This window comes from Nocardiopsis sp. NPDC055551 (assembly GCF_053619415.1).
The window spans coordinates 200,370-217,833 of sequence record NZ_JBSHJJ010000002.1; the positions used below are offsets into that span (position 1 = coordinate 200,370).

At 69.1% G+C, this 17,464-nt stretch carries 21 protein-coding genes; 11 read left to right on the plus strand and 10 right to left on the minus strand.

All coding sequences use genetic code 11. The features are described 5' to 3' along the window. Window positions 1–3 precede the first annotated feature (3 nt). From ACWGSK_RS04725 to ACWGSK_RS04740, 4 genes are all read right to left on the minus strand, one after another. Complete coding sequence (locus ACWGSK_RS04725; RefSeq protein WP_358503491.1) at window positions 4–657, minus strand: DUF4333 domain-containing protein; 654 nt, start codon at window positions 655–657, stop codon at window positions 4–6. Window positions 658–871: 214 nt separating this feature from the next. Then, the gene (locus ACWGSK_RS04730; protein ID WP_358503488.1) at window positions 872–1,414 is read right to left on the minus strand and encodes an EF-hand domain-containing protein; all 543 of its coding nucleotides are present in this window, start codon (window positions 1,412–1,414) and stop codon (window positions 872–874) included. An 81-nt stretch (window positions 1,415–1,495) separates the two neighbouring features. Beyond that, window positions 1,496–1,978, minus strand: a complete 483-nt coding sequence (locus tag ACWGSK_RS04735; protein WP_358503485.1) for an SRPBCC family protein — start codon at window positions 1,976–1,978, stop codon at window positions 1,496–1,498. Window positions 1,979–2,004: 26 nt separating this feature from the next. Then, window positions 2,005–2,397 carry an ArsR/SmtB family transcription factor gene (locus ACWGSK_RS04740; RefSeq protein ID WP_358503482.1) on the minus strand — a complete coding sequence of 131 codons (393 nt, stop codon included), beginning with the start codon at window positions 2,395–2,397 and terminating at the stop codon, window positions 2,005–2,007. An 84-nt stretch (window positions 2,398–2,481) separates the two neighbouring features. Here ACWGSK_RS04740 and ACWGSK_RS04745 point away from each other — a divergent pair, with 84 nt between their 5' ends. Beyond that, a complete protein-coding gene (locus ACWGSK_RS04745; protein WP_358503479.1) occupies window positions 2,482–3,858 on the plus strand; it encodes a dipeptidase in 1,377 nt (458 codons plus the stop codon). A 123-nt stretch (window positions 3,859–3,981) separates the two neighbouring features. Further along, entirely contained in the window at window positions 3,982–4,932 is a 951-nt protein-coding gene (nudC, locus tag ACWGSK_RS04750; protein ID WP_358503476.1) for an NAD(+) diphosphatase, read from the plus strand. Between the two features lie 180 nt (window positions 4,933–5,112). Here the strand turns inward: nudC and ACWGSK_RS04755 are convergent, their stop codons facing one another. Both ACWGSK_RS04755 and ACWGSK_RS04760 read right to left on the minus strand, forming a co-directional pair. Then, window positions 5,113–5,532 carry an ANTAR domain-containing protein gene (locus ACWGSK_RS04755; protein ID WP_358503518.1) on the minus strand — a complete coding sequence of 140 codons (420 nt, stop codon included), beginning with the start codon at window positions 5,530–5,532 and terminating at the stop codon, window positions 5,113–5,115. 170 nt (window positions 5,533–5,702) lie between these two features. Then, window positions 5,703–5,963, minus strand: coding sequence for a mycoredoxin (locus ACWGSK_RS04760; RefSeq protein WP_358503516.1), 261 nt, complete (start codon window positions 5,961–5,963; stop codon window positions 5,703–5,705). A 257-nt stretch (window positions 5,964–6,220) separates the two neighbouring features. Here ACWGSK_RS04760 and ACWGSK_RS04765 point away from each other — a divergent pair, with 257 nt between their 5' ends. The 6 genes from ACWGSK_RS04765 (at window position 6,221) to ACWGSK_RS04790 (ending at window position 11,343) form a co-directional block, all read left to right on the plus strand. After that, on the plus strand, window positions 6,221–8,329 hold the full coding sequence (locus ACWGSK_RS04765) for an ATP-dependent DNA helicase UvrD2 (RefSeq protein WP_452455241.1): 2,109 nt from the start codon (window positions 6,221–6,223) through the stop codon (window positions 8,327–8,329). Next, the gene (tesB, locus tag ACWGSK_RS04770) at window positions 8,322–9,212 is read left to right on the plus strand and encodes an acyl-CoA thioesterase II (RefSeq protein ID WP_358503470.1); all 891 of its coding nucleotides are present in this window, start codon (window positions 8,322–8,324) and stop codon (window positions 9,210–9,212) included. The genes ACWGSK_RS04765 and tesB overlap by 8 nt, the downstream gene beginning before the upstream one ends. Before the next feature lie 243 nt (window positions 9,213–9,455). After that, window positions 9,456–9,806: a hypothetical protein gene (locus ACWGSK_RS04775; RefSeq protein ID WP_358503467.1), complete on the plus strand. Its 351-nt coding sequence runs from the start codon at window positions 9,456–9,458 to the stop codon at window positions 9,804–9,806. A 195-nt stretch (window positions 9,807–10,001) separates the two neighbouring features. Further along, the gene (locus ACWGSK_RS04780) at window positions 10,002–10,280 is read left to right on the plus strand and encodes a WhiB family transcriptional regulator (RefSeq protein WP_358503464.1); all 279 of its coding nucleotides are present in this window, start codon (window positions 10,002–10,004) and stop codon (window positions 10,278–10,280) included. 56 nt (window positions 10,281–10,336) lie between these two features. Beyond that, on the plus strand, window positions 10,337–10,495 hold the full coding sequence (locus ACWGSK_RS04785) for a hypothetical protein (protein ID WP_190318501.1): 159 nt from the start codon (window positions 10,337–10,339) through the stop codon (window positions 10,493–10,495). Between the two features lie 281 nt (window positions 10,496–10,776). Next, window positions 10,777–11,343 carry a M48 metallopeptidase family protein gene (locus ACWGSK_RS04790; protein WP_358503461.1) on the plus strand — a complete coding sequence of 189 codons (567 nt, stop codon included), beginning with the start codon at window positions 10,777–10,779 and terminating at the stop codon, window positions 11,341–11,343. A 13-nt stretch (window positions 11,344–11,356) separates the two neighbouring features. Here the strand turns inward: ACWGSK_RS04790 and ACWGSK_RS04795 are convergent, their stop codons facing one another. Genes ACWGSK_RS04795 through ACWGSK_RS04805 form a run of 3 tightly spaced genes read right to left on the minus strand, consistent with a single transcriptional unit; the run spans window position 11,357 to window position 13,725 of the window. Next, window positions 11,357–11,719: a hypothetical protein gene (locus ACWGSK_RS04795; protein ID WP_358503458.1), complete on the minus strand. Its 363-nt coding sequence runs from the start codon at window positions 11,717–11,719 to the stop codon at window positions 11,357–11,359. A gap of 27 nt (window positions 11,720–11,746) precedes the next feature. Next, entirely contained in the window at window positions 11,747–12,307 is a 561-nt protein-coding gene (locus tag ACWGSK_RS04800; RefSeq protein WP_358503455.1) for an NUDIX hydrolase, read from the minus strand. Continuing rightward, the gene (locus ACWGSK_RS04805; protein ID WP_358503453.1) at window positions 12,304–13,725 is read right to left on the minus strand and encodes a zinc-dependent metalloprotease; all 1,422 of its coding nucleotides are present in this window, start codon (window positions 13,723–13,725) and stop codon (window positions 12,304–12,306) included. Before ACWGSK_RS04805 ends, ACWGSK_RS04800 begins: the two co-directional genes overlap by 4 nt. A 63-nt stretch (window positions 13,726–13,788) precedes the next feature. On the opposite strand from ACWGSK_RS04805, the gene ACWGSK_RS04810 reads away from it, so the two are divergent. From ACWGSK_RS04810 to ACWGSK_RS04820, 3 genes are all read left to right on the plus strand, one after another. Then, the gene (locus ACWGSK_RS04810) at window positions 13,789–14,919 is read left to right on the plus strand and encodes an NAD-dependent epimerase/dehydratase family protein (RefSeq protein WP_358503450.1); all 1,131 of its coding nucleotides are present in this window, start codon (window positions 13,789–13,791) and stop codon (window positions 14,917–14,919) included. Window positions 14,920–14,987: 68 nt separating this feature from the next. Beyond that, on the plus strand, window positions 14,988–15,425 hold the full coding sequence (locus tag ACWGSK_RS04815; RefSeq protein ID WP_358503448.1) for a molybdenum cofactor biosynthesis protein MoaE: 438 nt from the start codon (window positions 14,988–14,990) through the stop codon (window positions 15,423–15,425). Window positions 15,426–15,561: 136 nt separating this feature from the next. Continuing rightward, the gene (locus ACWGSK_RS04820; protein WP_358503445.1) at window positions 15,562–16,629 is read left to right on the plus strand and encodes a YlbL family protein; all 1,068 of its coding nucleotides are present in this window, start codon (window positions 15,562–15,564) and stop codon (window positions 16,627–16,629) included. A gap of 116 nt (window positions 16,630–16,745) precedes the next feature. Here ACWGSK_RS04820 and ACWGSK_RS04825 read toward each other — a convergent pair whose 3' ends face one another. Continuing rightward, window positions 16,746–17,255: a PPA1309 family protein gene (locus ACWGSK_RS04825; RefSeq protein WP_263363331.1), complete on the minus strand. Its 510-nt coding sequence runs from the start codon at window positions 17,253–17,255 to the stop codon at window positions 16,746–16,748. Between the last annotated feature and the right edge of the window lie 209 nt (window positions 17,256–17,464).

The following is a 17,464-nucleotide window of genomic DNA, read 5'->3' on the forward strand; positions in this document are numbered from 1 at the left end:
GTCCTACTGAGGCGCCTGGTCGACCTGGATGTCCCAGTCGACGTTGGAGCCGTCGACCGAGGAGGTCGTGATGGTCACGCCGTAGGTGTCGGTGCCGTCCACGAGTTCACAGCGGATCTCGGCGCCGACCTGCGCGGGAAGGTCCTCGGAGCAGGTGAAGGAGTCGGGGGTCTGGCCGACGACCTCCGCCAGCTCGGCGGAGGACTGCTCGGCGACCTCGGCGGCGGGGACGGTTTCACCGCTCGCCTGACCGCCCTCGCCCCCGGTGGTGCCGCCCTCTTCCCCCGTCGTCTCGTCCGCGGTGTTCCCGGGGTCGGGGGCGGACCCGTCGGTGGTTTCGTCGTCGACCACGATGTCCCACTCGACGTCGTTGCCCTCGACGGAGGTGACGGTGACGGTCACGCCGTAGGTGACGCCGTCGTCCACGAGCTCACAGCGGATCTCGGAGCCCACCTCCGCGGGAAGGTCGTCGGCGCACGTGACCTCGTCGGGGATCTGGCCGACCTCCTCGGCGAGCATCCGGGCCGACTGTTCGGCGACGTCGTCGGCGGGAACGGCGCCCGGTCCACCGAAGCTGAACGAGCACCCGGCCAAGAGCAGGGGCAAGGCGCCCAGAGCCGCTCCGGCGATGATCCGATCACTGCTGAACTGCCGCATCGTGTCCTCCTTGGTTCTTTCGAGATGGGCCATGTGAATCGACCCGAGAACCAGGGCCCTGGTTCCTGACCTGGGCGTTTCGATGCGAGTTCGTGTTCTTGCGTTCCGTGTCCGACCGATCACTCCTGCCCGTGGAAGGTCGGCCGCGCGAGCGGTGCGCGAGCACGCGGAGCGGCGGTGCCGGGAAGAGGCCACCGCCGCTCTCGTCGTCTGTTCAGACCACGCCGAAGACGAATCCGCCGGGTGAGTCGATGTCGTCGCCGAACAGGTACAGACGGGCGGAGAGCACGAACTCCTCGCGGCTGATGTCGCCGTCCCCGTCGGTGTCCACGTGCGCGAACCGGGTGCGGGCGCCCGCCTCCTCGGCGCCCAGGGTCTTCGCGTAGACCAGGAACTCGGCCTCACTGATCCGGCCGTCCCCGTCGGCGTCCAGCAGGTCGAAGACGGCTTCCGCCACGGCCTCGGCCGCGTTGGAGCGGCTGCGGTCCTCCGAAGCGGCGTGCATGGCGCCCACGAACGAGTCCCGGTCCAGTCCACCGGTCTGATCCCCGGAGAGATCGACCAACTTGCGCCACAGGGACTCGTAGGTGACCTGGATCGCCCGGGCCCGCTCCTCGTCGGCCGCCAACCCGTAACCGGTAACGTAACGGTCCACGAGTCGTTGATAGTCGTCCCAGGTCACGGCCTTGTCGTCGTCGGTGTCCAGAACGTCGAACAGGTCGCTGAACCTGGCGGCGATACGGGGGTTGGTGCTCACGTGGTCCTCCTTCGAGATCGAGGGCGGGCCTTCCCGCCCCCTGTCGTCAGAGTGCCACGGGCTCCGAGTGGTTCCCCGTACTCAGGTGACGAGCAGGTCGTCGATCTGCCCCATCGCCGCGCTCATGCCCTCGTCCATGCCCATCTCGACCATCCGTTCCATGGCCTCGATGGACTCGAAGGTCGAGCGCAGGACCATGCGGGTACCGTCGCCGTGTTCGGCGATCTCCAGGCGCATGGTGATCGTCGGCATGCCCCCGGCGTCGCCCGGCACCTCGCCGAACCCGTCCAGGAACTCCAACGTGGTCGGTGGTTCCACCGACCGAACGCGCCACCAGCCGGAGTGCCGATCACCGGTCGGGCCCGTCATGTAATAGGTGACGTCACCCCCGGGGGTGAGCTCGTGCCTTTCCATGGTCGCGGGGTAGGTCGGCGGTCCCCACCACCTCTCCAACCGGCGCGGGTCCGCCCACAACTCCCACACCCGTTCCACACCGACGGGGAAGTCGCAGACCAGGGTGATCGTACGGTTCTCGAAGTCCTTGTCGACGCTGGTGACGCTCATCGGCTCGGTTCCTCTCGCGGTCGCGTTCAGGTGCCGGATGCCTCGGTCTCGTCCCCATCTTCGTTCTCGTCGGGGTCCCGGGGATCCTCGGTGATCAGCAGGGCCATGCGATCCACGCGTCCGCGCCAAAGGTCCTCGATCCGGTCGAGGGCGGCGCGGGCGTGGTGCAGGGCCTCGGGTTCGGTGCGAACGAGCTGTTCCCGGCCGCGACGTTCCTTGACGACCAGGCCTGCCCGCTCCAGCACCGCGACGTGTTTCTGTACCGCGGCGAAGCTCATCGGGTAGTCCTCGGCCAACCTGGACACCGACAGGCGACCCTCCACGGAACGGTGAAGGATGTCACGGCGGGTGGCGTCGGACAGCGCGTGGAACAGCCGGTCCACGTGTTCGTTCTCACCGGTCACAACAAATACAACCATTTGGTTGTAGGTTAGTGTGTCATGTCGTGTACGTCCAGGTCCTAAGGTCGAATTCGACAAGGATGTCCAGGACAAGGACGGGATATGGACGCACGCGCCTACATCGACGACCACAAGGACGAGTTCTTCAGAGCGCTCAAGGAGTGGCTGGCGATCCCCTCGATCTCCGCCGACCCCGCGCACCACGACGACGTGCGACGTTCGGCCCGATGGCTCGCCGACCACCTCACCGAGACCGGCTTCCCCACGGTCGAGGTCTGGGAGACCCCCGGCCTGCCCGCCGTGTTCGCCGAATGGCCCGCCGCCGACCCCGACGCGCCCACCGTGCTGGTCTACGGTCACCACGACGTCCAGCCGGTCGACCCGCTCCAAGAGTGGGAGACCGAACCGTTCGTCCCCACCGAGCGTGGCACCTCCCTGTACGCGCGCGGCTCCTCCGACGACAAGGGCCAGGTGCTCTTCCACGCCCTGGGCGTGCGCGCGGCCCTGGCCGTCTCCGGCGCGGACGCCCCACCGGTCACGGTCAAGCTGCTGGTCGAAGGTGAGGAGGAGTCCGGCTCGGTGCACTTCGCCGAGCTGATGAGGACCAACCGCGAACGTTTGGCCTGCGACGTCGCCGTCATCTCCGACACCACCATGTGGGCGCCCGACACCCCCTCCATGTGCGTGGGCATGCGCGGCGTCACCGATGTCGACATCAACCTGTACGGGCCCGAACGCGACCTGCACAGCGGCTCCTTCGGTGGTGCCGTCCCCAACCCGCTCAAGATCATGAGCGACCTGCTCTCCGGGCTGCACGACGGCGACGACCGCGTCGCGATCCCCGGCTTCTACGACGGTGTCGTCGAGGCCAGTGAGCAGGAACGCGAGCTCATCGCCCGGCTCCCCTTCGACGAGAAGGAGTGGCTGGCCACCGCCGCGTCCACCGCGGCCCGTGGCGAGAAGGGCTACAGCACCCTGGAACGTGTCTGGTTGCGGCCCACCGCCGAGATCAACGGCATGTGGGGCGGCCACACCGGCGCCGGCGGCAAGACGATCGTCCCGCGCTCCGCGCACGCCAAGATCAGCTTCCGGCTGGTCCCCGGGCAGGAGCCCCTGACGATCCAGGACCGCGTCCGCGAGTACGTGGAGGCCAACACCCCCGACGGCGTCCACGCCGAACTGGAGTTCGGTGGCCCCGGTGTGCGCGCCTGCGCCTCCGACCTGGACTCCACCGCCCTGAAGGCCGCCCGCGCCGCCATGAGCCGCGCCTTCGGCAAGGAGGTCCTGTTCACCCGCGAGGGCGGCAGCGGGCCCGAGGCCGACATCGCCGACATCCTCCAGACCCCTCTGGTGTTCGTGGCCGTGGGCCTCAACGAGGACCGCATCCACGCCCCCAACGAGAAGGTCGAGATGCCGCTGTTGCTCAAGGGCGCCGAGAGCGCCGCCCATCTGTGGGAGGAACTGGGCAAGGGAGCCTGACCCGCTCAACGGTCGCACCCGCGCACTTCTCACCCGGAAGTGCGCGGGTTCATCCGTCGGGAGTGCACGGCGCCCCCGAACGCGTTACACCTGGTGTGTCGCGCACGATTACAGGAAGGTCCCATGGACTTCGACGCCGTACCCGCACTCTCCCGCGCCTCGGTCGACTCCGCCGGACACCGTCGAGGTGACGACGAGTGGCTGGCCAAGGCCTGGGCCGACACGAACACCCGAGTGCTGGTCCTGGAGGGCGGCGAGCCCGGAAGCCACGGTTGGCAAGCGCTGATGGTCAAGCAGTCCCGCGCCCTGGTCACCACCGGCCGGACCCGCGAACTCGTCCTCATCACGCCCGAGCAGGCGCCCAAGGGCGAGCGCTACCTCCTGGGCAGCGACGGCGAACGCGCGTACTTCGCGGTGCGCTCCGAACAGGAGTTGGCGGTGAACCCCGTCGCCGAACCCGCCTCGTTGCGCGAGGTCGGCGCGGCCCTCGACGACCACGACACCGGCCTCTTCACCCGGGCCATCGCCCTGGCCAACTGGAACGCCACCCACGGCTTCTGCCCCCGTTGCGGATCCCGCACCCGGATCGAGAAGGCCGGGCACGTCCGGGTCTGCGAGGAGGAGGGCACCGAGCAGTTCCCCCGGATGGACCCGGCGGTGATCATGCTGGTGCACCGTGAACGCGACGGCCGGGAGGAGGCGCTGCTGGGCCACAACCCGAACTGGGACGCCCGGCGCTTCTCGGTCCTGGCCGGGTTCGTCGACGCCGGGGAGTCCCTGGAACAGGCGGTCGTCCGCGAGGTCGCCGAGGAGACCGGCGTGATCGTGCGGGACCCGCGCTACCTGTCCTCACAGCCCTGGCCGTTCCCGCGCAGTCTCATGGTGGGCTACACCGCGCGCGCGGTGGGGGAGGCCACGGCCACCGACGACGAGATCTCCGAGGTCCGCTGGTTCACCCGCCCCGAACTCGCCGCGGCCGCGGAGGCCGGCGAGGTGATCCTGCCCGGACACGTCTCCATAGCCCGCACCCTCATCGAGCACTGGTACGGGGGACGTCTGTCCGGCGGCTGGTAGCCCCGAACACCCGATGAGGCTGCGCCGTAGGCGTCCGTTGAGGGTGGTGGTGGGCGACGGGTGGGACGAAGCGCCGGCGGAGGCGCTCAGGGATAGAGCGCCGCGGACCGTCCATCCCCCGCATCGGACGGTCCGCGGCACGCCACCCCGGTGGGCCGGTCCGATCGGACCGGCGCCCGATCAGATCTGGCCGAGCTCGTCCGGAAGGACGGTCAGTGGGCTGGTGCTGCTCTCCACCACGTCTCGGGCCAGGTCCGCCACCTTGCGTCCACGCGAACGCGCCGAGGAACGCAGCCGCTCGAACGCCTCGCGCGGCGGCATCGTGTGCCGCTCCGCCAGGACGCCGATCGCCTGCTCCACCACCACACGAGAGTGCAGCGCGTGCTCCAACTGCGCGATGGTGTGCTTCAGGCGGTCCACCTCCGAGGCCCCCTCCGGCGCCCGACCCGGCGCCTGGGCGCGGGGGCGTGGCCCCCCGGCCTCGGAGGTGATCAGGTCCGCCAGCACCATCGCGCTGATCAGGTCCGGGGCGTCATGGCGGTTATGCCCACCGCCCACGCGCCACCCGTGCGGGGTGCGTCGCACCACTTCGGCGTCCACCGTGTCGGTGGTCGCGATGTCATGAGGCCTCACGTCGTCCCCCAACTCCACACTCCCCGTCATGTACAGGTTTGCCGGTGTCGACCGGGCCACCCTGGACCGGGGTGCGTTCGCCCTGAGGGAGGGCTTCCCGTCGCGCGGGCCGCGTGGGGCGGCCCGCGCCGTCGGTCCTAGGACAGCTCGGCCAACTTCTTCTTCACCTGAGCGAGCGACGGGTTGGTCATCGCCGAGTCGTCACTGAAGACCAGGGTGGGGACTGTCTGGTTCCCACCGTTGACCTTCGAGACGAGTTCCGCGGCCTCCGGGTGCTCCTCGATGTTCACCTCTCGGCCGGTGATGCCCTCTCGGGAGAGCTGGCTCTTGAGCCGCTTGCAGTAGCCGCACCAGGGGGTGGTGTACATCGTGAATCGCTCGGTACCGGTACTCGTCATCTCGCTCACGTCTTTTCCGCGTCGACTGCCATGGTTCGGGAGGATCCCGATGGTTCCAACACCGGGCGACCCGAGCCGCTTCCCATGGTGGTTCGACACAACGTGGGACGCCTCACAGGCGCGACTGGTTCTGGAATGTGTCACTCGGTTCGTTCGGCCTGTTCAGGTCGGGGCCGTGGACGATCGGCTCCGGCGGGCGCCGATACTTGAGAGACTGTCCGCCCAGACCCACCCGTCCGACCAGATTCAGGAGCACCATGGACCCCGACCGCGTCCTGGAGGGACTGGACCCGGAACAGACCGAGGCGGCACGCGCGCTGCGCGGCCCCGTGTGCATCCTGGCGGGTGCCGGCACGGGCAAGACCCGGGCCATCACGCACCGGATCGCGTACGCGGTGGCCGGTGGGGTCGTCGCCGAACAGCAGGTCCTCGCGGTCACCTTCACCGCGCGCGCCGCCGGTGAGATGCGCGGCCGGCTCCGTGCCCTGGGCGCGCCCAAGGTCCAGGCCCGTACCTTCCACGCGGCCGCCCTGCGCCAGCTCTCCTTTTTCTGGCCACAGGTGGTCGGTGGCGAGAAGCCCACCCTGATCGACAGCAAGATCAAGGTCGTGGCGCGCGCCGCCAACGCCGTGGGACTGCAACCGGACCGGACCGGGCTGCGCGACCTCGCCAGTGAGATCGAGTGGGCCAAGGTCACGCAGGTGCGCCCCGGCGACTACGACAAGGCCATCGTCAAGGCCGGTCGTCAGGCGCCCATGCCGGCGGTCGAGGTCGCGCGGGTCTTCGAGGCGTACGAGGAGCTGTGCCGCGAGCGCAACCTGCTCGACTTCGAGTCCATGCTCGAACTCACCGCGGGGATGATCAACGAGTACCCCGCCATCGCCCAACGGGTCCGTGACCAGTATCGGTACTTCGTCGTCGACGAGTTCCAGGACGTCAACCCGCTGCAGAAACTCCTCCTGGACGCCTGGCTCGGTGACCGCGACGACCTGTGCGTGGTCGGCGACCCCAGCCAGACCATCTACTCCTTCGCCGGCGCCACCCCCGGCTATCTCACCGGGTTCGGTGACCGCTTCCCGCACGCCACCGTGGTGCGACTGGTCCGCGACTACCGGTCCACCCCCCAGGTCGTCCGCGTGGCCAACCACGTGATCGGCCAGGCCAAGGGCTCGGCCGCGGCCGAGCACCTCACCCTGCGGGCACAGCGTCCCGACGGGCCGGACCCGATCTATCAGGAGTACGACGACGAGCTCGCCGAGGCCACCGGCGTCGCCCGCAAGATCAGCGTCCTGCTGGAGGAGGGGACGCCCGCGAGTGAGATCGCGGTCCTGGTGCGCATCAACTCCCAGTCCGCCGCCTACGAACAGGCGCTGAGCGACCAGAACGTGCCCTTCACGGTGCGCGGCAGCACCCGCTTCTTCGAGCGTCCCGAGATCCGGCAGGCCGTCCACACCCTGCGCGGGGCCAGGCAGGGCGTGGCCGACGAGCAGGACGAACCCTTGGTGCGAACGGTGCGCCACCTGCTGTCCCAGATGGGGCTCACCGACACCGCGCCCGAGGGCCGTCAGGCCCGGGAACGCTGGGAGTCGCTCTCGGCACTGGTCCAGCTGGCCGAGGACATGGCGGCCAAGTCCGGACCCGGTGGGCGGTCCGCGACCATGGCCGACTTCGTCGACGAGCTTGAGACGCGCATGGCCACCGAGCACGCGCCCGGCTTCGAGGGGGTCACCATCGCCTCCCTGCACGCCGCGAAGGGCCTGGAGTGGGACGCGGTGTTCCTGGCCGGACTGACCGAGGGCATGATGCCCATCATCTACGCCGAGAGTGACGACGAGGTCGAGGAGGAACGCCGGCTGTTCTACGTGGGCGTCACCCGTGCCCGTGAACACCTGGCGATGTCCTGGTCCCTGGCGCGCTCGCCCGGAGGCCGCAAGACCCGTAAGCCCTCGCGGTTCCTCGACGGGTTGCGACCCGCCTCGCCCTCCACGAGCGGGCGCCGGGACCGGCGCAAGGGCGGGGTGACGCGCTGCCGGGTGTGTTCCAACACGCTCACCGACGTCACCGAGCGCAAACTCGGACGTTGTGTGGACTGTCCCTCCACCTACGACGAGGCGTTGCTGGAACGGATGCGCGACTGGCGGCGCCGAACCGCGCAGGAGCAGAAGGTTCCCGCCTACGTGATCTTCACCGACGCCACCTTGCAGGCCATCGCGGAACAGGAACCGGGCAGCGTGTCCCAACTCTCCTCGGTCTCCGGGGTCGGCGCGGTGAAGCTGGATCGCTACGGTGAGGCGGTGCTCGCGCTCGTGGCGGGTGACGAACCGGAGGGGCCGGGTTCCGGTGACGGGGAGGAAGAGGATGAGTGAAGGCTTCGACGTCGGCGACGGCGGGCAGTCCCTGGCCCAGCTGCTGAGGGTCCTGGACCTGGAGCGGATCGAGGACAACATCTTCCGGGGGATCAGCCCGGAGGAGGGGCCCCAACGGGTCTTCGGTGGTCTGGTCGCGGGTCAGGCCTTGGTGGCGGCGGGCCGGACGGTACCCGCCGAGCGGTACGTGCACTCCCTGCACGCCTACTTCATCCGACCGGGTGATCCGTCGGTGCCCATCGTCTACGAGGTCGATCGGGTCCGCGACGGTCGTTCCTTCACCACTCGCAGGGTGGTGGCCATCCAGCACGGCAAGGCGATATTCACTCTGTCGGCCTCCTTCCACAAGGAGGAACCCGGGCTGGACCACCAGATCCCGATGCCGGACGTGCCGCCGCCCGAGGAGCTGTCGAGCACCCGGGAACGACTGCGCGAGGCCTTCGGCAAGGTGCCGAACTTCGTCCAGTGGCATCCCATCGAGATGCGGCCGGTGGGCGCGATGTCCTTCGAGGCCGAACGCGACCCGGAGCTGCGGACCGCCACCAACCCGGTGTGGTTCAAGGTCGACGGGAGGTTGCCCGACGACCGGCTCACCCAGGTGTGCCTGATGACCTACGCCTCCGACATGACGCTGCTGGACACCGTCCTGCTCCGGCACGGGCGTTCGTTCGCGGGCATCGCCATGGCCAGCCTGGACCACGCCATGTGGTTCCACCGCCCCTTCCGCGCCGACGAGTGGCTCTTGTACGCGCAGGAGTCCCCGACCGCCCAGGGTGCGAGGGGTCTGGCCCGAGGCCTGGTGTACACCCGCGATGGACAGCTCGTCTGCTCGGTCGTACAGGAGGGGATGATCCGCGTCGTCGACGCGGAGGGTTGGAGCTGATCTCCACAGACGGAACCTGACCTGATCAGGCAGAACGACATGGTGAAGGGTCGGCGGGGCAAGTCGGCAACCTCCGGCCCTTCGGTATTCCGTGGAAGTTCTGGCCGGATCCGGACGTTTTCGCAGGTCAAAAATGGGTTGCCGTCTTCTACTCGGCGACCGTAGTGTGTACAACGTCGCAATGACCGCTCTCGGTGCAGGTGCAAGACCCTGTACCCGACTTTGAAGGAGGTGCCCGATCTGATGATGACGAAGAACCAGGAGACCACCGGTCTCGCAGCCACATGGCAGCCGTTCATGCCGTCCTTCCGCTTGGGTGCCGACCTGAGCGGTGACGCCTTCGAGCGCACCTTCGGTGGCGACCGTATGAACACCCCGGGCGGCGTGGCCGTCTCTGGCACGGGCCTGCTCATCGCGGGCATTCCCGTGTCCGAGGGGACCAGTGTGTCCGAACCCGGTGTCATCGGCGCCCTGCGCGACGAGTCCGGACTTGCCCTTGATCGCGGCAAGTTCACCGGTGGCATCCACGCCCTGAATGAAACCCGGCGCCGTTATGGCGCACTGGGGGAGTGTCCACGGAGGACACCGGCCTAGCCGGCCTTCCACTCCGTGGCCGCGGACCCCAGTAAAGGGGCCCGCGGCTTTCTTTGTATCTCCGTCAGGCCCTCCGTCCCCAAGGGGCGGGGAGTAGACGGCGACATCGCAGAGTCCAGGTCCCTCACCGGACCGGTTCCGGTGACCGAACACCGACCGCGTTGTACGAACGATCAAAGATCTTGGAGGGCACCGATGCTTGCGTCGGTCCTGGTAACGCCCCAGCTGGGTGAGGTCGACATTCCTTGCCGTCGAGAGCCGGACCTGTTCTTCGCGGAGGCTCCCGCCGATGTAGAGGCGGCGAAGACCATCTGTGGGGACTGTCCCATCAAGGAGCAGTGCCTGACGGACGCCCTGGAACGGGGTGAGCCGTGGGGCGTCTGGGGTGGGCAGCTGCTCGTCTCCGGCCAGGTCGTGGCGCGCAAGCGCCCGCGTGGTCGCCCCCGCAAGAACCCGGCCCCCGTCGCGGCCTGAGGCCACGACGACCTCGTCCCACGAAGAACGTACGACCGAGAAGGACTCGAAGAGCGATGATGCAGGAACTCATGCGAATGGTGGAGCGGACCGAGCAGGAGCCGCACGAGCACCAGCTCAGAAGGATCGGCGCCCGACAGCTGCGCGCCCGCCAGCGGGAGGAGCGCCGGGTGGAGGAAGCGATCATGGAAATCGCGTGGTCGCGGCTATGTTGACGCCGGCGCACGCGGTGAATCGGTGAACACGATCGGGCGGTCTCCTGAACCAGGGAGGCCGCCCGGTCTCGTTTCGATAACCAAAATGCCGATCGGTGCGACTCGTGGCGGGGTCGTGTGGCCTGTCTCACCACCTCGGAAGGGGCCTGGTCAGGGCAGAACGCGCTACACCGTGGTGCATTTCGATCCGGATCGGCGACCCGGACATCAGGTCGACCCAATGACATATCGGACCACGGCACACCTGTTCGGAAACGCTCCTCTGGGCTACCGTAAACTTCGTGCCCTCGAACACCAAAGTCGAGGTACGACGCAGTCCTCGTCGCCGACGTACCGTGTCGGCCTACCGGGACGGGGACACCACTGTCGTCCTCGTGCCCGCGACGTTCTCCCGCGCAGAGGAAAAGCGCTGGGTGGACCAGATGCTGCGGAAACTCGACGCGAAGGAGGGGCGGCGCCGCCGCGGCGACCGCGAACTCCACGAACGCGCCGTCGAACTCGCCGAACGCTACCTCGGCGGGAGCCGGCTCCCCGACACCGTTCGCTGGGTCGACAACCAGAACACCCGCTGGGGCTCGTGCACCCCGGACACCCGTGCCATCCGCATCTCCCGCCGTGTCGCCGGTATGCCCTCATGGGTGGTCGACTACGTGCTCGTGCACGAACTCGCCCACCTGCACATCCCGCACCACGGCCGGGACTTCTGGGAACTGGTCCGCCGCTACCCCAAGGCCGAACGGGCCCGGGGTTACCTGGAGGGCTACAGTGCCGGCAGCCGTTCCGAGGGGTGCGCCCACGCCGCCGAGGACGACGACCTCGAAGACGACGAGGTCGCCTTCGAGGACTAGCGCCACCGAGTCCTCAGCCTTCGAGAGCCTTGCCGGCCACCCGCATCTCGCGGTACGCCCGCGCCAGTAGGTACCCGCCGGCCAGCAGCAACGCGCCGAACACCAGGACGACGTAGGCCGTCGTGCCGCCCCAGGAACCGGAGACCGTCGCACGGCCGGCCACCGCGAACAGGAGCAGTGACAAGAACGCGCAGACGAGCTGCGCGGCACGGAACGAACGACGCGTGTGCCCGTACCTGATCCGGGCCGCCTCACGGGAGTCGACCCGGCCGCTCCGCTCGTCGAAGAGCAGTTCCCGGGCCGCCTTGCGCAGCCGCCGGTAGAACAGGTGGGCCACGAGCCCGCCGACCAGGGCGATGATGGTGAACAGGGACATGTCACGACCTCGGGGGTCAGGCCGGCCTCAGGGGTGGACGGGGCCGTGTGTCGTCACGGCGGCGACCGCGGCGGCGACCAGGTCGCGCACCGAGTCGTCGGTGGGTTCGGGTGGGTCCGTGACCGGGAACCAGCCCAGGTCCGCGGACTCGTCGGGGTCGCGCACCAGCACGGCGTCGTCGGGGGCCACCGCGGCGAACTGCACGTCGAGGTGGAGGCTTCCGCCACCGCAGGGGACCGAGTGCCGGTCCAGGCGGACCGGTTCGGGCAACATGGTGATCCCGGTGATGCCGGACTCCTCCGTTGCCTCCCGCAGCGCGGCCCCGACCAGGGTGGCGTCGGCGTCCTCACAGTGACCGCCGGTCTGCAACCACATCCGGTGGATCCGGTGCAGGACCAACGCGACCCGGGAGCCGTCGGCGGAGAGGATCGCCGCGCTCGCCGTCAGGTGCCCGGGCAGGCACGTGCGCCACATGGCGTCGTCGTGGGACTCCAGGTGCGCCAGGTAGGAGGTGCGCAGCTCCTCCTGCCCGGCGTCGGGGGCGGCCCAGGCGGTCAGTACCGCCCGGGCGTCCTCGTGAAGGCTCACTCGCCGCCCTTCTCGCCCTGGTCCTCGTCGCCCGGCTTGGGCCGTTCGGCCCCGTCCGGGTCGGTCAGCGACGAGATGTCGAAGTCGACGCCCTCGTCGGAGCGACCGTTCACGAAACCGTTCGGGTCGTCCAGGTCGTCGCCGGAAGGCATGAGGTCGGGGTGCTGCCACACGGCGTCGCGCCCCTCGATCCCTCGGGCCTCCTCCAAGGCGTTCCAGAGCGCCCCGGCCTCGCGCAGCCGACGTGGTCGCAGTTCCAAGCCGACCAGTGCCGCGAACGTGTGCTCGGCGGGGCCACCGGTGGCACGACGGCGCCGGGTGGTCTCGGCGAGCGCACCGGCCTGTGGAAGGCGCTCGTCCACGGCCTTGGCGACCACGGTCGCCACCCAGCCCTCGATCAGCGCCAGGGTGGTCTCCAGTCGACCCAAGGCGGCCTTCTGCTGCGGGGTGTCCTCGGGCTGGAGCAGCCCCTCGGCGCCCATCCCGCCGGACATCATCTCCTGGATCGCCTCGGGGTTGGTGAGATCGATCTCCCCGAGCTTGTCCTCCAGGCCGCTGACGTCGTACGACATCCCCGCGGCGTACTCCTCGACCAGGCGCGACAGGTGCGAGCGCAGCCACGGCACGTGCGAGTACAAGCGGTGCACGGCGGCCTCGCGGGCGGCCAGGTACAGGCGGACCTCGTCGGCGGGGATCTCCAGACCCTCGCTGAACTTCTCCACCCCGGAGGGCAGCAGTGCGGCGTTGCCCTCACCGGCGAGCGGCAGGCCGATGTCGGAGGTTCCGATCACCTCCTGGGCCAGCCCACCGATGGCCTGACCGGCCTGTTGGCCGACCATCATGCCGCCCATCTGCTGGATCATGCCGAGCAGAGGACCGGCCATGGAGGCCATCTCCTCGGGCAGGTTCTGGCCCATGGCCTGAACCGTCTTGGCGGTCAGCGGGTCGCACAGCTGCGCCCACGTGGCCATCGTCTTCTCGATCCACTCCGACCGACTCCAGGCCTGAGCGGTCTGGATCCCCGAGGGGAGGTCGGTAGCCTGGTCGAGCCACAGGTCGGCGAGGCGCAGGGCCTCCTCGATCCGTGCGTAGTCGGCGGGCGGCACACTCGGGTCCCCGATCTGGGACACGCTGTGCCGCGCGATGTTCTTGGCCATGTCCCAGTTGATTCCGGACGTCGAGGACGTCGCGGACTCCCCGGCGGGGCCGGGGGAGGGCTGGGACGACATCATGTCCGCGAATTGGCGGAGCATGTCGGCCATCTGTTGCGGATTCCCGAACGGGAACCCGTCCGGTGTTCCGGAGTCCCCCCCGCCCGGGCGGCCGCTGCCGGCACCCGAGCCGGAGTCGCCTGAACGGCGTCCGGACTCGTCATCGGGATCGTTCGGCATGCTGAAACCGAAAGGCAGGTCGCTCACAATCAGACCTCAGGCAGGATTAGGTTTGGTCTCCACTGTCACGTTAGCTGGGAGTCGCCCGGAGTGAATACCGAAAGCAGCCAGGTTCGCCCAGAGCACAGCTCCCCAGGACGGTCGGGGACGGTAGTCGCCGTCACCGGTGCCGCCACCGGGGTCGGCCGGCTTCTCGTGCAACGCCTGGCCGCGCCAGAAGGTTCCATCCGGGCCCGCGAGATCATCGCGATCGACCAGGAGTTCGCCGACCTGCGCGATGTCACCTGGCGGATCGCCGATGTCTGCGATCCGGGGTTGGTGTCCCGGTTGGAGGGCATCGACGTCCTCGTGCACACCGCCGACGACCGTTCCCTGGACACCAGACCGGCGCGCCGGCGCGAACACAACATCCTGGCGGCTCAGACCGTATTGACCGCCGCGGCCGCCTCAGGCGTCCCCAGGGTCGTCCTCGTCACCAGCAGCATGGTCTATGGAGCCGCGCCGGACAACCCCGTCCCCCTGCCCGAGGACTCCGGTCGCGTGTCGGACAACAGCGAGGGCCTGATGGGCGACTTCGCCGCGGTCGAGGAACTGGCCGAACGCGCCCGCCGCGCGCACCCGGGCCTGACGGTGACCGTCGTGCGCCCCGCGCCACTGGTCGGTCCGGAACTCGACACGCTCCTGAGCAGACACTTCGCCGCGCCCCGGCTGCTCACCGTCAAGGGCCACGAACAGCACTGGCAGTTCTGCCACGAGGACGACCTGGTCTCCGCGCTGGCCTTTTGCGCCCTGAACGGCGTGACGGGACGCGACGGCGTGGTCGCCGTGGCCTCCGAGGGATCCCTGACACAGGGGGAGGTCGAGGCGATCGCCGAGATGAAGCACTTCGAGGTCGCCGCCAACCTCGCCTTCGGTGCGGTGCGTCGCCTGCACCAGGCCCGCATCACCCCGGCCGCCGCCGGTGAGATCAAGTTCCTCGTCTACCCGTGCGTGGTGGACTGCGCCTCGTTGCGCGAGGCCGGCTGGAAGCCGACGCATGACAGCGAGTCGACCCTGCGGGTACTACTGGAGTCCAACAGCGGCAAGCACGCCATCGCCGGTCGCACCCTCGGTCGCAAGGAGGCCACCATCACCGCCGCCGCCGGTGCGGCGGGCGCGGCCGCCGCGACCATCGGAACCGTCGCCGCCATCCGTCACCTGCGCAAGCGCGGGAAGGGCTGACCCACGGTTCCACCGATCACGGCACGCGCGAACCTCGCGTGCGCCCCACCGATTGATACGGTTCACCTGTGGAAGAGATCACTCTCGCGGCAGTTCGCGAAACACCCCTGTCCGTCGACGAGGTCCTCGCGGCGGTGACCCATCCCCGGGCGGGCGGCACCGCCGTCTTCATCGGGACCGTGCGCGACCACGACCACGGTCGTGACGTGTCCGCCCTCTCCTACTCCGCGCACCCCACCGTCGAGGCCCGCCTGCGCGAGGTGATGGAGAAGGTGCTGAGCGACACCAGCGTCCCCGGGCGTCCCGTCGTACGGATGGCCGCCACCCACCGGGTCGGAGACCTGGAGATCGGCGACCTCGCCGTCGTCGTCGCGGCCGCCGCCGAGCACCGGGAAGAGGCCTTCGCGGCCTGCCGGCGACTCATCGACGACCTCAAGGCACAGGTGCCCATCTGGAAGAACCAGGCCTTCGAAGACGGCGAGACCGAATGGGTCGGCTCACCCTGAACCCTGGCCCCTGACCCCCTCCGGAGCCCCTTTTCGGGTCTCCGGGACGCTCGTGCCCGGGCGCCCTCGAATCGCCAGGGCACCAACACCGGAGGTATCCGAGGGGCTCTAAGGTATGCACATGCTTCGTCGTGCCATGACCCTTGTCGCCGCACTCGTCCTGCTTGCCGGGCTCGGGTACGGGAGTCTCCTGCTGCCCATGCCCTATCTGGTCGCGGCGCCGGGCGTCACCCTGAACACGCTCGGGGAACAGGAGGGCGGGGAGCCGATCATCGGCATCGAGGGCGCCGACGACTACGAGCACGACGGCTCGCTGTCCATGGTGACCGTGCAGTACGCCGGCGGGCCCGACCACCGGCTCAACCTCTTCACCCTCGTGACGGCGTGGCTCTCGCCCAGCCAGGCGGTCCTGCCCGAGGAACTGCTGTTCCCCGCGGGACGCTCCCAGGAGGAGGTCACCGAGCGGCAGACCGTTCAGATGAACGACTCCCAGACCGACGCGACCGCCGCCGCCCTCAACCAGCTCAACATCGACTACGAGGCGATCCCGCTGGTGGCCGAGGCCGTCGAGGACATGCCGGCGGAGGGCGTCGTGGAGTCCGGTGACCGCGTCCTGGCGGTGGACGGCGAGCCCGTCCCCACCAGTACCTCCGGTGACGACAAGGAACAGCTCGTCGGCAGCGCCTTCGTGGTCGAACACGTCGGTGACCGTGAGCCGGGCGAGCCGGTCGAACTGCTCCTGGAGCGCGACGGCGAGGAGACCGAGGTCGAGCTGGAGACCGTCGAGGGCGAGAGCGGTTCCGCCGCCGTCGGCATCCTCATCGCCGACGACATGGACTTCCCCGTCGACATCGACATCAGCGTCGGAGAGATCGGCGGACCCAGCGCGGGCATGATGTTCTCGCTCGGGATCATCGACCGCCTCAGCGAGGAGAGCATCACCGGCGGCGCCCAGGTGGCCGGCTCCGGCACCATCACCTCCGACGGCCAGGTCGGTGGGATCAGCGGTATCCCGCAGAAGATGGTCAGCGCCCAGCGCGACGGCGCCGAGTACTTCTTCGTGGCCGCCGATAGTTGTTCCCAGGTGGCCCAGTCCGCGGCCTACGGCGAACTGGACGTGGTGCGCGTCGAGACGCTCACCGACGCCATGGACGCCCTGGAGACCATCCGCGAGGGCGGTGACGATTTCCCCCGCTGCGACTAGCGCGAGGCCGCACGATGCGAAAGGGCCCCCGGCACCGGATGGTGTCGGGGGCCCGCGTATTCGCCCGGCCGGTCCCGAAGGAGGACCGAGGGGAAGGACCGGAAAGGGCGCGGGCCTCAGTTCTCGTCGAGGTCCAGGGTGAGGGCGAGGGCCGAGGTCAGCGCCGGGATCAGGTCGGGGCCGTTGAGCACCTCGTCCTCGCTGTCGTGCCCGCGCATGCGCATGGCGCAGTGCCGGGAACCGTCGCGCAGCACCCCCGCCACCATGCGGATCTCCTCGGTCTCCTTGTCGGAGGTGGTGGGGTCCTCATCGGCGGCCAGGGTCTCGTCCGACCCCTTCACCACCAGCCGTTCCATGACCAGGGCACAGCCGGCCACTCCTTCGGGCCACAGGATGCTGCCCAGAGCCTCCTCCAATGGGACGTCAGGAGGCAGTTCCTCCTGCTCGACCGGGGTCAGCTCGTTCGGGTCGGTGGGGGAGTCGATCCCCAACAGACTCGCCAGAGCGGGTTCCGCTGCCAGCAGCTCACTGGTCGGGACCAGGGCGTACAGCCCCAGAGGGCGATCCCAACCCTGTTCGGCTGCGTGGCGTTCCAGGTCCATGACGGCTTCGCGAATGTTCGACACGTTTCCATGGTGGCCGATGTGGGAGCCTCGCCGCGCCCGTTCACGGCCAGTAGGGTCGCAGGGGTGCCGTCCGTTTGCGACTCCGATACACCAACGATGCAGGCTTGTCACCCGCCGAGGGGCGATTTCGGGAACCTGGCGGCCACCGAATAAGTTCTCAACATAGAGCGCCACACGCGCACCGACCGCACCTACCAAGCCAGAACGAG

Excerpts from the sequence above, each read along its gene's own strand:
- ACWGSK_RS04740 (WP_358503482.1), bottom strand. The coding sequence starts at position 2,397 with ATGGTTGTATTTGTTGTGACCGGTGAGAACGAACACGTGGACCGGCTG.
- tesB (WP_358503470.1), top strand. The coding sequence starts at position 8,322 with ATGAGTGAAGGCTTCGACGTCGGCGACGGCGGGCAGTCCCTGGCCCAG.
- ACWGSK_RS04795 (WP_358503458.1), bottom strand. The coding sequence starts at position 11,719 with ATGTCCCTGTTCACCATCATCGCCCTGGTCGGCGGGCTCGTGGCCCAC.
- ACWGSK_RS04725 (WP_358503491.1), bottom strand. The coding sequence starts at position 657 with ATGCGGCAGTTCAGCAGTGATCGGATCATCGCCGGAGCGGCTCTGGGC.
- ACWGSK_RS04780 (WP_358503464.1), top strand. The coding sequence starts at position 10,002 with ATGCTTGCGTCGGTCCTGGTAACGCCCCAGCTGGGTGAGGTCGACATT.
- ACWGSK_RS04745 (WP_358503479.1), top strand. The coding sequence starts at position 2,482 with ATGGACGCACGCGCCTACATCGACGACCACAAGGACGAGTTCTTCAGA.
- nudC (WP_358503476.1), top strand. The coding sequence starts at position 3,982 with ATGGACTTCGACGCCGTACCCGCACTCTCCCGCGCCTCGGTCGACTCC.
- ACWGSK_RS04765 (WP_452455241.1), top strand. The coding sequence starts at position 6,221 with ATGGACCCCGACCGCGTCCTGGAGGGACTGGACCCGGAACAGACCGAG.
- ACWGSK_RS04760 (WP_358503516.1), bottom strand. The coding sequence starts at position 5,963 with ATGACGAGTACCGGTACCGAGCGATTCACGATGTACACCACCCCCTGG.
- ACWGSK_RS04785 (WP_190318501.1), top strand. The coding sequence starts at position 10,337 with ATGATGCAGGAACTCATGCGAATGGTGGAGCGGACCGAGCAGGAGCCG.
- ACWGSK_RS04820 (WP_358503445.1), top strand. The coding sequence starts at position 15,562 with ATGACCCTTGTCGCCGCACTCGTCCTGCTTGCCGGGCTCGGGTACGGG.
- ACWGSK_RS04775 (WP_358503467.1), top strand. The coding sequence starts at position 9,456 with ATGATGACGAAGAACCAGGAGACCACCGGTCTCGCAGCCACATGGCAG.
- ACWGSK_RS04735 (WP_358503485.1), bottom strand. The coding sequence starts at position 1,978 with ATGAGCGTCACCAGCGTCGACAAGGACTTCGAGAACCGTACGATCACC.